Raw genomic sequence first — 14,993 nt, 5'->3', positions numbered from 1 at the left:
GTCTGGGGAGTCCTCATCGGGCGCAATTGTGTTATCATTGCGCCCTGTTTCCCTGCCAGCAATCCGCAATTATGAAATTCCCCGGTCAACGTAAATCCAAACATTACTTTCCCGTCAGCGAGCGCGATCCGCTGCTGCAACCTGTACAGCCCGAAAACGAGGCCGCCAGAAGCTGGATCGTCGGTATCGATCAGATCCTGGTCGATATTGAAGCAAAAGTGGATGACGAATTTGTCAGCCGTTACGGGCTAAGTATCGGCCATTCGCTGGTCATTGCAGATGATGTTGCCGAAGCGCTGTACGGCGAACTGCAGCGCGGTAAGCTGATCGGCCACCAGTTTGCCGGCGGCACCATTGGTAACACCCTGCATAACTACTCGGTGCTGGCGGATGACCGCTCGGTGCTACTCGGTGTGATGTGTAACAACGTGCAGATTGGCGGCTACGCTTACCGCTATCTGTGCAATACCTCCAGTCGCACTGACCTGAACTATTTGCAGGGAGTTGATGGGGCTATCGGTCGTTGTTTTACGCTGATTAATGAAAACGGTGAACGCACCTTTGCTATCAACCCGGGCATGATGAATCAGCTGCGGCCGCAGAGCATTCCCGAAGAGGTGATTGCCGGCGCTTCAGCGCTGGTACTGACCTCTTATCTGCTGCGTTGCAACCCTGGGGAGCCGATGCCGCTCGCCACCATGCAGGCGATTGAATGGGCGAAAAAGTATAACGTGCCGGTGGTACTGACGCTGGGTACCAAATATGTGATTGCGGATAATCCGCAGTTCTGGCGTGATTTCATCCGCGATCACGTTTCCGTGGTGGCGATGAATGAGGATGAAGCTTTTGAGCTGACCGGCGAACGCGATCCGCTTCAGGCGGCGAACATGACCCTCGACTGGGTCGACCTGGTACTGTGTACTGCTGGTCCGAACGGGCTGTATATGGCCGCATTTACTGAAGATTCTGGTAAACGTGCCACCCAGCATCCGCTCTTACCGGGGGCGATCCCTGAATTTAACCAGTATGAATTCAGTCGCGCAATGCGCTATCAGGACTGTAGCCAGCCGTTGCGGATTTTTTCCCACATTGCCCCATATATGGGCGGGCCGGAAAAAATCATGAACACCAACGGAGCTGGCGATGGTGCGTTGGCGGCGCTGCTGCATGATATCTCAGCGAATAATTTCCACCGTACTAACGTACCTAACTCCAGTAAACACGCACGCAGCTATCTGACCTATTCGTCACTGGCGCAGGTATGTAAATACGCCAACCGCGTAAGTTATCAGGTGCTTAACCAGCACTCCCCACGTCTTACGCGTGGTTTGCCTGAGCGGGAAGACAGTCTGGAAGAGTCGTACTGGGAACGCTAAGCCGCATCTCTGTGTACAGGAAACAGATAGCCTCCTGTACTCCCCCCTGCAAAGACGACGGTTAGCTACTTTCGCATATCTGAACTTCCCACGTTGAAGTTGCTGGCTTTTATCTCAATACGGCTGGCGTCAAATAAAGTCGTTTTCTGGCTTTGATACCGACTTTAATTTATTTAGCATAAGTTTCTTACTGGTGGAACCACACCGTATCGTAAAAAGGAGCTGTTATGAGGGGTATTACGGAATATTGGCGACTTTCACCAAGTTGTCATGATCTGATTAATAAACTAAGCAGTGATTCAACGCGAAAAGGGAAGGTCACGTTTTCCAATCTGCTAAGCTGTCTGAATAATGTGAAGAATTCAGAGGAGAAATCACAACCGCATGAAATTTCCGATCAAATAAGTCACGTATATCGTATTCTGCTGAATAGTGGCAGTAAAGTCTTAGAAAAGAAAACGGTAATTCTTAAAGATATATTTTTATTATCAATAGCTTCTGATCCTTCAGCTAACGTGTTGAGCTGGCTTGATAAAATGGATTGTAATCAAGGACATGCCCCGACTCAGTATCTTGTGTTGTGCGCAAGTCAATCGTATTCAGGTGCAGAAACAAAAAGCACGATACAAAAGAAATATTCGATTGATAGGTTCAGAAATGAACTGAAGCAAAGAATTCATGCGGTAGAAGCAGAAAAGCAAAAAACAATCGGCACCAGGCGCCCGAATTTACATTCTGTTCAGTGTAGAAGTTTGTTGCCGTTGGATTAACGTATTTTTTCAAGGGCGTTAAACAAAATCATGACGTTCAAAGTAAGATCCATTTCATCAAATAAGAACTTGCTGATGCCGCAATGAAAGGCCGGGGGGCGCAAATAGCCAGCTGCTTCCATTAACTCTTAACCGATATTTATCGAGGGCCAGACCGGCTTACCATGCAGCCCCCTCAACCGCACCCCGTGACGTTAAATCGGGCGCGCGGCCGGTTTTTCGTCCTTCAGCGGCAGCAATATAATATTCAGCATGCTATTGGCGATCTCGCGTTCGCCCATAACCACCCGATCGGCACCGCGCTCCTCAATATATATAACCTCGTCGTCATAGTGGGCGCGGGCGATAATCTCTATTTTGGGGCGTTTTTCTCGTGCGGCGGTAACGATCTCACCAGATTCGTAGCCATTAGGAATGGTCAGCAGCAACCAACGGGCGCAGTCAAGACGTGCCAGATCCATAATATCGCCGCGCGCCGCGTTGCCCAGCACCGCCGTGATCCCCCGTTCACGTAAAGCTTCAACCCGCGCACGGCTGTTCTCCACCACCACGACAGGAATGTCGGCCGCCATCAGCTGGCTGCCCAGCAGGCTGCCTACGCGGCCGAAGCCAACAATAATCGCGTGATGACAGAGATCGACAGGGATTTGCTTCTCGTCTTCATCCGCCACTGTTGACGTTTGCTCTTCAAGATTTTCCGTTTTGAGCAGATAGCGCTCCAACAGGGAAAACAGGATGGGATTAAGCATAATCGACAGAATGGCACCTGCCAGCACCAGATTACGACCACTTTCTGGCAGCAGGTTGAGCGATATGCCCAGCCCGGCGAGAATAAAAGCAAATTCACCAATCTGCGCCAGACTCACCGAGATGGTCAGGGCCGTGCGCCTGGAGTGACCACACAAGCGCACCAGAAGTAGCGCAACCAGTGATTTGCCGAAAACGATAATCGACAGCGCGCCCAGCACCGCCAGCGGCTGCTGGACAAGGATCATTGGGTCAAACAGCATCCCCACCGAGACAAAGAACAGCACCGCGAAGGCATCCCGCAGCGGGAGCGTATCGTGTGCGGCACGGTGGCTCAGCTCTGACTCGTTGAGCACCATTCCGGCGAAGAAAGCGCCAAGGGCAAAGGAGACATCAAAGAACTCCACCGCGCCAAAGGCAATGCCCAACGCCAGAGCCAGCACCGACAGGGTAAACAGCTCGCGGGAGCCGGTTGCAGCGCTACGCGCGAGTATCCAAGGCACCACGCGTCGCCCCACCACCATCATCAGCACCATAAACGCCACCACTTTGCCGATGGTGATCAGCAGGTCGAACAGCACCATCGTGACGCTGGCATTACCCTCTTCAAACAGTCCGGCAACGGCAGGCAGCAGCACCAGCGCCAGCACCATCACCAGATCTTCAACAATCAGCCAGCCGATAGCGATCTGTCCGCGTTTACTGTCTATTAACTGTCGCTCTTCCAACGCGCGCAGTAACACCACGGTACTGGCGGTTGAAAGACAAAGACCAAACACCAGGCCGGTCATCGTTGGCCATCCCATCGCCCACGACAGCCCCATTCCCAGCAGGGTGGCGGCGGCGATTTGCACCACCGCACCGGGAATAGCGATCGACTTGACTGCCATCAGGTCTTTCAATGAGAAGTGCAGACCAACCCCGAACATCAGCAGGATCACACCCAGCTCGGCCAGTTCCGGTGCCAGATTAGTATCGGCGACAAAACCCGGTGTAAAAGGCCCGGCCAGCACGCCGGCCAGCAGATAGCCGACTAAAGGAGAGATGCGCAGGCGGTTGGCCAGCATACCAAACAGGAAGGCGAGTACCAGGCCTCCCACAATGGTGGTGATAAGCGGGGTGGTGTGGTGCATGCCTGTCTCCTTTATTTGCACACTCGCTATTCATCGGGTTACTCAAGGAGAGTCTGCCGTTTTCCTGCTACCCGAGTTATACGGAGCGTAAATGGTTCTGAACGTAGTTTTTAAGTGTATGGCATATTGCCAGCTCGCGCTTGTCATTATGGGTGATAATGACAAAAAACATCATTTATTCAGATAAGTTCGTCGAAGAGTGTGCTTTTTCCCACTTATCAGCTGGAGAGCCAGACGTCGCGGGTGAACTGTGCGCTGCTAATTACAGTCAATAGCAGCGTGGAAGGGCTATTTATGGCGGTTATCAGGCAGGAAAGCTGCGAGGATTCCGAGTAAAGGCAGGTAAGCGCAGATTTGATAGACCAGCTCAATGCTGTGGCGATCGGCCACCACGCCGAGTAAGGCGGCACCCAGCCCGCCCATGCCGAATGAAAAACCGAAAAAAAGACCGGAAACCATGCCAATACGACCAGGCATCAGTTCCTGGGCATAGACCAGAATGGCGGAAAAAGCCGAAGCCAGTACCAGGCCAATCACCACCGACAGGACTCCGGTCCACTCTAAGTTGGCATAAGGCAGCAGCAGGGTAAAAGGAGCCACGCCGAGAATGGATGCCCAAATCACGCGCTTACGGCCGATTTTGTCGCCTACCGGGCCGCCAACGATTGTCCCTGCCGCTACGGCAAACAGAAAGACAAACAGATGTAACTGCGCATTCTGTATCGAAAGGCCGAATTTATGCATTAAGTAGAAGGTATAGAAGCTGCTCAGACTGGTGAGATAAAAGTATTTGGAGAACACCAGCACCAGCAGAATGGCCATCGCGTACGCCACCTGACGGCGTGGTAACGCATGGATGGCTGCGGAAGCAGGGGGTTTGGCGGCTACATGCTGCGTCTGATACCAGCGACCAATCTGCAGCAATACCACAATAGCCAGCAGGGCCGCCAGCGAGAACCAGCCAAGGTTGCCTCGACCGTATGGGGCAATAATCAGCGCCGCCAGCAGCGGGCCAAGCGAAGTACCAAGATTACCGCCGACCTGAAACAGCGATTGCGCCAGGCCATGACGCCCGCCGGAGGCCATACGAGCCACCCGCGAGGATTCCGGGTGAAACACCGAGGAGCCGCTACCGACCAGCGCTGCCGCCAGTAAAATCATCGTATAATGACTGGCCAGCGCCAGCAGTATCACGCCGCAGAGTGTAAAGCCCATCCCGACAGGCAGCGACCACGGCTGCGGATGTTTATCGGTAAAATGACCAATCAGCGGCTGAAGCAGTGAAGCAGTCAGTTGATAAGTCAGGGTGATCAAACCAATCTGCACAAAGCTGAGTGAAAAATCTTCCCGTAGCAGGGGGTAGATCGCCAGAATGAGCGCCTGAATCATATCGTTGAGCAAATGGGCAACGCTTATCGCACTGAGTACGCCAAAAGAGGTACGCTTAACCGGTATCTCTGGCGGAAGGGGAGTATGGACGCCTGTCATTATCGTTCCTGTCATCAAGTTAGGGTTGTTGAGTGCCTGTCACTCGCCAATTTGCAACAATATAAGACAGAGCGATGACCTTTTAGTAGCATTCCTGCTGCATAATCAGCCGGACGTCATAAAAACAAATCATTTTCACCTTTCGGGGATTTAACAAGGAGAAGCGAGTGGCAATGTTCAAAAGAAGTCTTGTCGGAGTTCTGGCGGTTGCGTTATGCAGCACGCCGTTGATGGCACAGGCGTGGCAAAAAGACCGGACCTACAAATTTACCGTGCTGCATACCAACGACCACCACGGCCGTTTCTGGCCTAACGTGCATGATGAATATGGCCTGGCCGCGCAGAAAACCATGATGGATCAGATCCGTACCGAGGTGCAGACTCATGGCGGCGCAACGCTGATCCTCTCCGGAGGGGACATCAATACCGGCGTGCCGGAGTCCGATTTGCAGGATGCTGAACCGGATTTTCGCGCAATGAATATGATTGGCTACGATGCGATGGCGATTGGCAATCATGAGTTTGATAACCCGCTTTCGGTACTGCGCCAGCAGCAGAAATGGGCGAAGTTCCCTCTACTCTCGGCCAATATCTATCAGAAAAGCACCGGCAAACGTCTGTTCCAGCCTTATGCACTTTTCAACCGCATGGGCCTGAAAGTTGCCGTCATCGGCCTGACGACCGATGATACGGCCAGGATCGGCAATCCGGAATATTTTGACGATATCCAGTTCCGTAAACCAGCGACAGAAGCCAAAACGGTGGTCGAAGAGCTGCGTAAAAACGAAAAACCGGACGTGATCATTGCCGCAACGCATATGGGTCACTACGACAACGGCCAGCACGGTTCTAACGCGCCGGGCGACGTAGAAATGGCGCGCGCACTGCCAGCAGGCTACCTGGATATGATCGTCGGTGGACATTCGCAGGATCCGGTATGCATGGCCAAAGAAAATCTGAAACAGGTGGATTATGTGCCGGGCAGCCCCTGTACGCCGGATCGTCAGAATGGTACCTGGATCGTGCAGGCTCATGAGTGGGGCAAATATATTGGCCGTGCCGACTTCACTTTCCGTAATGGCACGCTGACGCTGGTTAACTATCAGCTGGTGCCGATCAATCTGAAGCATCAGGTTAAGGATGCTGACGGCAACACCCGCTGGGTGAACTACACGGCTGAAATTGCCAAAAACCCAGGGGTACAAAAACTACTGACGCCATTCCAGAAGAAGGGTGAAGCGCAGCTTGGTGTCAAAATTGGCAGCGTCAACGCTCACCTTGAAGGCGACCGTAGTAAAGTGCGTTTTGTGCAAACCAATATGGCACGCCTGATCCTGGCTGGCCTGACAGAGCGCACGCACGCCGACTTTGCGCTAATGAGCGGCGGTGGGGTGCGTGATTCGATTGAAGCGGGTAGCATCACCTATAAAGATGTGCTGAAGGTGCAGCCATTTGGTAATACCGTGACCCGGGTTGATATGACAGGCAGCGAAATTGAAAAGTACCTTGCGGTCGTCGCCAATAAGCAGGTGGATTCCGGTGCATATGCGCAGTTTTCCGGCGTCAGCCTGGTTGCCGACGGTTCCGGGGTCAGTCATATCAAAATTAACGGCAAGCCGCTGTTAGCGGATAAAACCTACCGTATGGCGATGCTGAGTTTTAACGCCACCGGTGGTGACGGCTATCCGCCGGTGGATAAGCGACCGGGCTACGTTAATACCGGTTTTGTCGATGCTGAAGTCCTGAAACAATATATTCAGAGCCATTCTCCTCTCAACGCGGCAAACTATCAGCCTGGCAAAGAAATTGTGTATCTTAATACGGCAGCAAAGGCAGCAGCGGGCGATAACGCATCGGTGACCCGGCCTTAGCAACCGGCAAGATCCCTGTCAGGATGTATCGATAGCAGGAGGGGCGGCCCGCCAATAAGGGAGCCGCCCTGAATAAACAGACAGAGCCGGGGTGCCGGGCGTTCAGCGGCTTTGTCCGCCACTAAATCGGTTTATTCTGCGCCTGCCGCCGGGGTGATCTCAGGATCCGTTCGCGGACTTTGTCATACAACCAGTTATAAACCACCGTATACGGCAGGAAGAACAGGAAGAAAGCGACTTCAATCAGGAATGCCTGCCGCAAAGTGATACCCAGCATCGAGGCCGCAATCGGCAGGCCGATAGCGATAAAGCCGCCCTCAAAACCCAGTGCGTGCAGTATGCGCAACTTCAGTCCGCGCTGTACCTTGCCGCGCGGCCACAGCCGGTCAAAGCCAGCGTTGTAAACCATGTTCCATATCATCGCTACCGTCGACAGCACGATCGCCAGCAAGCCCATCTGAAACAGGGGTTTACCCATTGCCCAGGCAGCCAGCGGTGACACCAGCAGAATAGCCAGTAATTCAAAGCCTGCAGCATGATAAAAACGTTCTTTTAGCGTACGGCCAGACATATAGCCCTCCTTGTTATTTTCATCGCGCTATTTTCACCGCTTTATTTGCTAAGATGAAATGACTATCCATCGATAAAAGCGATATATAAGTGCGTTATTCACCGGAATCTCTGCAAGCTTTTGTACAGACTGTGGAAAGCGGCTCGTTCTCCGCAGCGGCGCGCGCGCTGCGCAAAAGCCAGTCAACCATCAGTACCGCCGTGGCGAATCTTGAAAGCGATCTGGGTTTCACCCTGTTCGACCGCACCGCCCGTACCCCGGTACTGACTGAAAACGGTCAACGGGCGCTGGCGCAGGTGAAAGAGATCCTGAGCGCCTCGGCGCAGCTGGACAGGCTGGCAGTGCGCCTGGCAGGTGAGGTGGAACCCTGTCTGCGGCTGGCGATCACCGACTTCTGGCAGGCTGACCACCATGCATTGCTGCTGCAACGTTTTGCCAGTCGTTATCCTGATATTGAGTTTGAGTGCATGATTGCGGAAGATGAAGATGTGATCGATTTGCTGCAAAGTGGCCGGGCGCATATCGGCGTATTGCGTGCGCAGCATCACTACCCGCCGGACATCAACGTACAGCACCTGCAGGTAAAGGCGCAAATGGCCATTTATCTGCATCAGGATCATCCGCTGGCGCACCAGCAGCAGGTCAGCGAAGCAGAACTGAGCCAGCTCCGCCAGCTGCGGTTAAACACCTGGGTTGAGCAAACGCCGGCACCCGCCGGGAAGGTGTGGCTGGCGCCGTCATATCCGCTATTACTGGAGATGGCGGAACAGGGGTTCGGCTGGAGTATCTTACCGCGCTGGCTTACCGCGCAGTTTGGTCATCAACTGCTGCGCGAACTGCCGGTGGCGGGCTGGCCGCAACATATTCAGGTTGATGTGATTAGCTCAAGGTGTTCACCGCCCGGCCCGGCGGGACAGTGGATGATCGATCGGCTTATAGCCCAGCGTCCTGATTAATCGCCCTTATCCCTTTCCCACTTCGATCTGCCGTTGCATTTTTGCACAGCAGACCGAATTATTTTTTGGCTATGGCGATATCGGCAAAGCGGGCGCTGAGCAGCTGTGCCAGATCCTGCGGTGCCAGCCCGATATCCAGCCCACGTCGGCCGCCTGACACGTAAATGGTGGCAAACTGCTGCGCGCCAGCATCGATCACCGTCGGCAGGCGCTTCTTCTGGCCGATGGGGCTGATGCCACCCAGCAGATAACCGCTGCTGCGCTGAGCAAACTGCGGGTTGGCCATCTCCACTTTTTTGGCCGCCAGCACTTTAGCCACCTGCTTTAAGTCCAGCTGCGCGTCTACCGGAGTCAGCGCGACGGCCAGGGTTTTGTTATCACCATTCAGCGCCACTAGCAGGGTTTTATACACCTGGGCGGCATCAAGATTTAACTTGCGCACCGCTTCGTCGCCGAAATGGGTTTCGTTGCTGTCATGCTCGTAGGCGTGCAGTGTAAAGGCGACCTTCTGTTTTTCAAGGAGTTTTACCGCAGGTGTCATAAGTACAGGCCTTCCGTTATGTGCCGCTTAACAGTATCAACGATTGATGAATAAAAACGCTGGTGAATGATGTCGCTTTAAGCGACAATCGGCTCCCGTTTCGGCTAACCGCTGAAACGATAACTAAAATCATAATGATGTCCTTATTTGATGGCCGATAGCGATATTGGCCTTTTTTTTTAGCCGCCGCTCAGCAGGCCGGGGAGGTTCCCCTCGCCATAAAGATGCAGTGCGCCAACGGCGACCACGTATCGGCCCGGCGGCAGCTGCTGAAGAAAGCGGCACCAGTGCAGGTTACGCTGGGTCATCAGCAAATCATTCAGGCCGCTGCTGAACGTGCCGGGCAACTCAAGTTTCCTCCCGCTGCCCGGTGGGGCTTCCAGCCACCAGCTCACCATCGTTTGCAGCAGGCGGGCATTGGTGTGCCAGTATTTTAGCGTGTCTTCCAGCAGCGCAAGGCCGTTATCCGCCAGGGATTGCAGCAGCGCCAGCTGGGCCTCGGCCCCCTCCAGTTCGACAACCTTTATCGACCGCGCATGTGCGGCCTGCAGCAGTTGTAAGTCAATACCGCAGTCGGCACGTAGCCCGAGCCGCTGCGCCTGCTGCGCCTGCAGCGTTAGCGCAATCTGCCAGGCGGGCAAGGTATCAACCCGCAGAGGATCGATGCCCAGCTCTTCACAGAGGCGTTGCAGCTGTTGCAGCTGCTGCTCCGGCAGCCGTTGCGCCAGCGGCGCGCACTCTTCACTTCTGTTAAGGGGGGAAGCGCCAGCGGAGATATCCGCTTCAACGATAAGCGCATCGGCGCGCTGTAACCGATCCAACAGTAGCGCCGGGAGCAGCATCATATTACCCGTCCCCATATGAATACTGCCCACCAGATGAAGCTGACGCGGCCCCAGGGTGATGTCCACAGCCGGGTAACGATAGCTTGCCGCGCGTAGCCTCCGCCACAGCACCTGCAGCCTGTAAATCAGTGTCCTCATATGCTTCCCCTTTTCCGCTTATTGCCCTTATGCTAACGCGAACGGTGGCTGGCCGACAGGAATAACGCAGAGCCGTCGGTCACTTCGGTGGGCGATAGCGGATCAGGCGATTGGCATTGCTCACCACGGTTATTGAGGACAGCGCCATCGCTGCCCCGGCGACGACCGGGCTGAGCAGCGTTCCGGTTAGCGGATACAGCACGCCGGCAGCAAGCGGAATACCGCAGGCATTGTAGATAAACGCGCCCAGCAGATTCTGTTTCATATTGCGCAGCGTGGCCTTGGCGATGGCTAACCCATCCACCAGGGCATTGAGATCCTGGCGCATCAGCGTCATCGCCGCCGTTTCAATCGCCACATCGCTGCCGCCGCCCATGGCAATCCCCACATCCGCCTGTGCCAGCGCCGGAGCATCATTGATCCCGTCGCCAATCATGGCTACCCGTTGCCCCTGCCGTTGCAGGGCGCTAATGGCTGCGGCTTTACCATCAGGCAACACCCCGGCAATCACGCGGTCGATTCCCGCCTCGCGAGCAATGGCACTGGCGGTTATTTCATTGTCACCGGTCAGCATCACCAAGCGATAACCCCGCTGATGCAGGCGTTGCAACGCGCTCACGCTCCCCTTGCGCAGCGCATCGCGAATGGCAAACAGGGCGACGATCTTGCCATCCGCCGCCAGCAGTACCGGAGTGGCACCCTTTGCTGCCAGCTGTGACATCTGCGTTGAGACGGCATCGGTGGCAATCTGCTGCTGCGCCATCAGCGCTGCGTTACCCAGCAGCAGAGCGCGACCGTCGAGAACGCCGCTCACGCCCTTTCCCGCCAGGGTACGAAACTGCTCAACGTCCGGCAGCGTGGCCAGCCCGGCATGGGCGACGATGGCGCGCGCCAGCGGATGACTGGCGCCCTGTTCCAGAGCAGCCGCCTGTTGCAGCACCGTCTGGCGATCGGCCTGGTTAAACAGCACAACCTCGACCACGCGCGGCGTGCCTTCGGTCAGCGTCCCGGTTTTATCAAAAACCAGCGTGTCCAGCGTGCTGGCGCGTTGCAGCGCATCGGCATCACGCACCAGCACGCCGAACTCGGCGGCACGCCCAACGCCGGCAATAATTGACATCGGTGTGGCGAGGCCCAGCGCACAGGGGCAGGCAATAATCAGTACGGTAGTGGCCACCACCAGGGTGTAAACCAGCTGAGGTGCCGGGCCGAACAGAAACCAGACGGCAGCGCTCAGTAGCGCGACCGCCATCACTACCGGGACAAATACCGCAGAGATTTTATCCGCCAGCTGGCCGATTTCCGGCTTGCTGTTCTGAGCCTGACGCACCAGCTGAATGATGCGCGCCAGGGTGGTGTTTTTGCCGACGGCCCCGGCACGCAACAGGACACTACCGTCCTGCAACACGGTTCCGGCATGCAGGGTATCGCCCGGCGATTTCAGCTGCGGGATGGCTTCACCGGTGAGCATTGCTTCATCCAGCCAGGCCTCTCCCTGCACGATAGTACCGTCTACCGGCACACGATCGCCGGTCATCACGCGTAGCGTCATCCCCAGCTGTACCTCGCTGAGTGGCCTAAGCTGTTCGCCACCTTCAGTGACCACGCGTGCGGTGGGCGGGGTGAGATCCAGCAGTTTTTCCAGCGCCTGCGATGAGCGCTGACGAGCGCGCTGCTCAAGCATATGGCCAAGATTGATCAGGCCGATAATCATCACGCTGGCTTCATAATAGAGATGGCGTGCCGCCATCGGGAACAGCTCAGGCCAGAGATTCACCGTGATGGAGTAGAGCCAGGCGGCGGCGGTACCCAGCGCTACCAGCGTATCCATCGTGGCACTGCGATTTAACAGGCTGTTCCAGGCGCTGCGATAGAAATGGCCGCCGGCAACAATCATCACCAGCAGGGTCAGAACGCCTGCCACCAGCCAGCCGCCGCGATTGGCTGCGGTAAGCATCATATTGCCACCGCCCATCCCCCAAACCATGAGTGGAACACCCAGCGCTAACGCCAGCGTTGCTTGCCAGCGGAAACGTGTTACCGCCGCCTGCGCGCTTTGCTGCTGTTTTTCGCGCCTTTCCGTCTCATCTTCAACGATTTCCGCGCCATATCCGGCGCGGCTGACCGCTTCGATTAATGCGCCGGGTAACGCGCAGCCCAGCACCAGCGCGCTGTGCAGTGCAAGGTTGACCCGTGCCTGACTGACGCCGGGGACATTTTGCAACGCATTCTGAACGCGGCTCACGCAGCTGGCGCAGTTCATACCCTCAATCAGTAACTGGACGCTTTCACTTTGTTGCGCCGGAAGCTCGCTGGTGGCCGCTGTCAGCGCTTCCGGCTGAATATCTGAGTCTGTCAGCGGGTCAGCCTTTGGGCGCGCGGGTGTTTCAGCCAGGCTGGCGTGATAGCCCGCTCCGGCAACCGTGGCGATCAGCGCCCCGGCGCTGGCGCTTCCGCTCACGCGTGCTTCAGCGATGCTGACCTCTGCCTGCTCCACGTCGGCGCGCTGTTCCAGCGCCTCTTTTACCCGTTTTACGCAGTGTCCGCATGACAATCCGTCCAGCGTCAGTAGGGTGACTTGCGACATATTATCTCTCCTGGTGATCCGGTTTGACCCGGCGCGATTTTTACATTACTTATGGAGGTTAAACCTTCCATTAAGGGGAAGGTCAAGGGGAAACCATGAACATCAGCGACGTGGCAAAAAAGACCGGACTGACCTGCAAAGCAATCCGCTTTTATGAAGAGAAAGGGCTGGTGACGCCGCCGTTGCGCATGGAAAACGGCTATCGCAGCTACAGTGCGAAGCACCTGGAGGAGCTGACGCTGCTGCGCCAGTCGCGCCAGGTGGGTTTTAATCTGCAACAGTGCCGGGAAATGGTCAGTTTGTTCAATGACCCGGCGCGCCATAGCGCTGATGTGAAAGCGCGCACGCTAAAGAAAGCGGCGGAGATCGCGTTACATATTAACGAGCTACAGCTGATGCGGCAGAAGCTGCTCGAACTGGCCGCCAGCTGCCCTGGCGATGACGGTGCTGATTGCCCGATCATTAATCATCTGGCCAGCTGCTGTCACGATAGTAAGGGCGGTTAAACGCTGCGCGCCACCACGCGCAGCGTGATCCCTTCTACCGCCACCACGGTAATCTGCGTGCCTGCCGGCAGATCTTCATCGGCCTGCACGCGCCAGTTACCGTCACCGATCCGGACATGGCCGAAACCATTTACCAGCGCGGCATCCAGCGTTAGCTGGCGGCCAATCAGCTGCTGGCCGCGTTGGTTAAGCGTGGAGGGCGGATGGCGCTGCTGGCGACTTTTCAGCCAGCGATACCACCACAGCGCGGCAAGAATAGTCAGTATGGCAAAGCTCAGCCCCTGCCACTCCCACGGCAAGGGCACCAGCCACACCAGCAGGCTGACCAACACGGCGGCGATGCCGCTCCACAGCAGATAGCCGCTGGCGCCGAGCATTTCAGCTGCCAGCAGCAGACCGCCGAGCGTCAGCCATAACCACCACGGATTTGCTAACAGCGGGTCAAACATTAGCGTTTACGCTCCAGTTTGCTTTCACCTAACAGTTCGCCGATGCCGGCAATCGATCCAAGCAGACTGCTGGCCTCCAGCGGCATCATCACCACTTTGCTGTTGGTGGAAGAGCCAATATGCTGCAGCGCATCGGTATATTTTTGCGCCACGAAGTAGTTAATGGCCTGAATATCGCCAGCGGCAATCGCTTCAGAGACCATTTTGGTCGCCTGGGCTTCTGCCTCCGCACTACGTTCTCGCGCTTCAGCGGCAAGGAACGCCGACTGACGTTCGCCTTCTGCTTTCAGGATCTGCGACTGTTTATCGCCTTCGGCACGCAGAATGGCTGCCTGGCGCACGCCTTCGGCCTCAAGAATATCGGCCCGTTTAGTTCGCTCAGCCTTCATCTGCGCGTTCATTGAGGCGATCAGTTCCGCCGGTGGGCGCACGTCACGGATCTCAATTCGGGTGATTTTGATGCCCCAGGGGTTGGTGGCTTCATCGAGGATCTGCAACAGGCGGGTATTGATGTTATCACGCTGTGACAGCATTTCGTCCAGCTCCATCGACCCCAGGACGGTACGCATATTGGTCATGGTGAGGTTAATGATTGCCTGTTGCAGATTACTGACTTCATAGGCGGCTCGCGCCGGGTCGACCACCTGAATAAAGCATACGGCATCGATGGTGACGCTGGCGTTATCCTTGGAGATAATCTCCTGGGAAGGGATATCCAGCACCTGCTCCATCATGTTAATTTTGCGGCCGACGCGGTCCATAAACGGTACCACCAGGTTCAGACCCGGCTGCAGGGTGGTGGTGTAGCGGCCAAATCGTTCCACCGTCCACTGAAAACCCTGAGGCACAATTTTGATCCCTGACCAGACGATAATCAGAGCCAGCACGATAATGACGGGGATAACAGTCAGCATAGAAATAACCTCCAAATTGTTATTTAACGTACGGGAGCGGTCGCTTTCCCTCACGGCCGCGTTGACGGACGAACCTGAACGGCGGTTCGCCCCGATAGATC

General features: G+C 55.8%; 13 protein-coding genes. 5 read left to right on the top strand and 8 right to left on the bottom strand.

Annotated elements, in window-relative coordinates; genetic code table 11:
• Window positions 1–71 precede the first annotated feature (71 nt).
• Together EPYR_RS12950 and EPYR_RS12945 are read left to right on the top strand one after the other, a co-directional pair.
• Complete coding sequence (locus EPYR_RS12950; RefSeq protein WP_012668836.1) at window positions 72–1,376, top strand: inosine/guanosine kinase; 1,305 nt, start codon at window positions 72–74, stop codon at window positions 1,374–1,376.
• A 227-nt stretch (window positions 1,377–1,603) separates the two neighbouring features.
• Entirely contained in the window at window positions 1,604–2,146 is a 543-nt protein-coding gene (locus EPYR_RS12945; RefSeq protein ID WP_012668835.1) for a P-loop NTPase family protein, read from the top strand.
• Between the two features lie 194 nt (window positions 2,147–2,340).
• Here the strand turns inward: EPYR_RS12945 and ybaL are convergent, their stop codons facing one another.
• The gene (gene ybaL, locus EPYR_RS12940; protein ID WP_012668834.1) at window positions 2,341–4,026 is read right to left on the bottom strand and encodes a YbaL family putative K(+) efflux transporter; all 1,686 of its coding nucleotides are present in this window, start codon (window positions 4,024–4,026) and stop codon (window positions 2,341–2,343) included.
• A gap of 288 nt (window positions 4,027–4,314) precedes the next feature.
• The gene (locus EPYR_RS12935; protein WP_012668833.1) at window positions 4,315–5,514 is read right to left on the bottom strand and encodes an MFS transporter; all 1,200 of its coding nucleotides are present in this window, start codon (window positions 5,512–5,514) and stop codon (window positions 4,315–4,317) included.
• A 167-nt stretch (window positions 5,515–5,681) separates the two neighbouring features.
• Here EPYR_RS12935 and ushA point away from each other — a divergent pair, with 167 nt between their 5' ends.
• Entirely contained in the window at window positions 5,682–7,385 is a 1,704-nt protein-coding gene (gene ushA / locus EPYR_RS12930) for a bifunctional UDP-sugar hydrolase/5'-nucleotidase UshA (RefSeq protein ID WP_012668832.1), read from the top strand.
• Window positions 7,386–7,506: 121 nt separating this feature from the next.
• On the opposite strand, the gene EPYR_RS12925 is transcribed toward ushA, so the two are convergent.
• Entirely contained in the window at window positions 7,507–7,956 is a 450-nt protein-coding gene (locus EPYR_RS12925; RefSeq protein ID WP_012668831.1) for a multidrug/biocide efflux PACE transporter, read from the bottom strand.
• An 89-nt stretch (window positions 7,957–8,045) separates the two neighbouring features.
• On the opposite strand from EPYR_RS12925, the gene EPYR_RS12920 reads away from it, so the two are divergent.
• Entirely contained in the window at window positions 8,046–8,912 is an 867-nt protein-coding gene (locus EPYR_RS12920) for a LysR family transcriptional regulator (RefSeq protein ID WP_012668830.1), read from the top strand.
• Window positions 8,913–8,970: 58 nt separating this feature from the next.
• Here the strand turns inward: EPYR_RS12920 and ybaK are convergent, their stop codons facing one another.
• The 3 genes from ybaK to copA all read right to left on the bottom strand — a co-directional run bounded on the left by ybaK (window position 8,971) and on the right by copA (window position 13,023).
• On the bottom strand, window positions 8,971–9,453 hold the full coding sequence (gene ybaK / locus EPYR_RS12915; protein WP_012668829.1) for a Cys-tRNA(Pro)/Cys-tRNA(Cys) deacylase YbaK: 483 nt from the start codon (window positions 9,451–9,453) through the stop codon (window positions 8,971–8,973).
• Window positions 9,454–9,632: 179 nt separating this feature from the next.
• The gene (locus EPYR_RS12910) at window positions 9,633–10,436 is read right to left on the bottom strand and encodes a TraB/GumN family protein (RefSeq protein WP_012668828.1); all 804 of its coding nucleotides are present in this window, start codon (window positions 10,434–10,436) and stop codon (window positions 9,633–9,635) included.
• Between the two features lie 79 nt (window positions 10,437–10,515).
• Window positions 10,516–13,023, bottom strand: a complete 2,508-nt coding sequence (gene copA / locus EPYR_RS12905) for a copper-exporting P-type ATPase CopA (protein WP_012668827.1) — start codon at window positions 13,021–13,023, stop codon at window positions 10,516–10,518.
• A gap of 95 nt (window positions 13,024–13,118) precedes the next feature.
• Between copA and cueR the strand changes: the two genes are divergently transcribed.
• Complete coding sequence (gene cueR, locus EPYR_RS12900; RefSeq protein ID WP_012668826.1) at window positions 13,119–13,529, top strand: Cu(I)-responsive transcriptional regulator; 411 nt, start codon at window positions 13,119–13,121, stop codon at window positions 13,527–13,529.
• Here cueR and EPYR_RS12895 read toward each other — a convergent pair.
• Both EPYR_RS12895 and EPYR_RS12890 read right to left on the bottom strand, forming a co-directional pair.
• Window positions 13,526–13,978, bottom strand: coding sequence for an NfeD family protein (locus EPYR_RS12895; RefSeq protein ID WP_012668825.1), 453 nt, complete (start codon window positions 13,976–13,978; stop codon window positions 13,526–13,528). The two genes, cueR and EPYR_RS12895, sit on opposite strands and share 4 nt — an antisense overlap.
• Entirely contained in the window at window positions 13,978–14,892 is a 915-nt protein-coding gene (locus EPYR_RS12890) for an SPFH domain-containing protein (protein ID WP_004156457.1), read from the bottom strand. Before EPYR_RS12890 ends, EPYR_RS12895 begins: the two co-directional genes overlap by 1 nt.
• Between the last annotated feature and the right edge of the window lie 101 nt (window positions 14,893–14,993).

It is taken from the genome of Erwinia pyrifoliae DSM 12163 (assembly GCF_000026985.1).
Lineage (GTDB): Bacteria > Pseudomonadota > Gammaproteobacteria > Enterobacterales > Enterobacteriaceae > Erwinia > Erwinia pyrifoliae.
The sequence above is the reverse complement of the archived record's forward strand: the minus strand, read 5'-3'. Positions and strand labels throughout refer to the sequence as shown.

Bases quoted from the DNA above. Each gene is read 5' to 3' on its own strand.
- EPYR_RS12910 (WP_012668828.1), bottom strand. From the start codon at position 10,436: ATGAGGACACTGATTTACAGGCTGCAGGTGCTGTGGCGGAGGCTACGC.
- cueR (WP_012668826.1), top strand. From the start codon at position 13,119: ATGAACATCAGCGACGTGGCAAAAAAGACCGGACTGACCTGCAAAGCA.
- copA (WP_012668827.1), bottom strand. From the start codon at position 13,023: ATGTCGCAAGTCACCCTACTGACGCTGGACGGATTGTCATGCGGACAC.
- ybaK (WP_012668829.1), bottom strand. From the start codon at position 9,453: ATGACACCTGCGGTAAAACTCCTTGAAAAACAGAAGGTCGCCTTTACA.
- EPYR_RS12890 (WP_004156457.1), bottom strand. From the start codon at position 14,892: ATGCTGACTGTTATCCCCGTCATTATCGTGCTGGCTCTGATTATCGTC.
- EPYR_RS12895 (WP_012668825.1), bottom strand. From the start codon at position 13,978: ATGTTTGACCCGCTGTTAGCAAATCCGTGGTGGTTATGGCTGACGCTC.
- EPYR_RS12925 (WP_012668831.1), bottom strand. From the start codon at position 7,956: ATGTCTGGCCGTACGCTAAAAGAACGTTTTTATCATGCTGCAGGCTTT.
- EPYR_RS12935 (WP_012668833.1), bottom strand. From the start codon at position 5,514: ATGACAGGCGTCCATACTCCCCTTCCGCCAGAGATACCGGTTAAGCGT.
- EPYR_RS12945 (WP_012668835.1), top strand. From the start codon at position 1,604: ATGAGGGGTATTACGGAATATTGGCGACTTTCACCAAGTTGTCATGAT.
- ybaL (WP_012668834.1), bottom strand. From the start codon at position 4,026: ATGCACCACACCACCCCGCTTATCACCACCATTGTGGGAGGCCTGGTA.
- EPYR_RS12950 (WP_012668836.1), top strand. From the start codon at position 72: ATGAAATTCCCCGGTCAACGTAAATCCAAACATTACTTTCCCGTCAGC.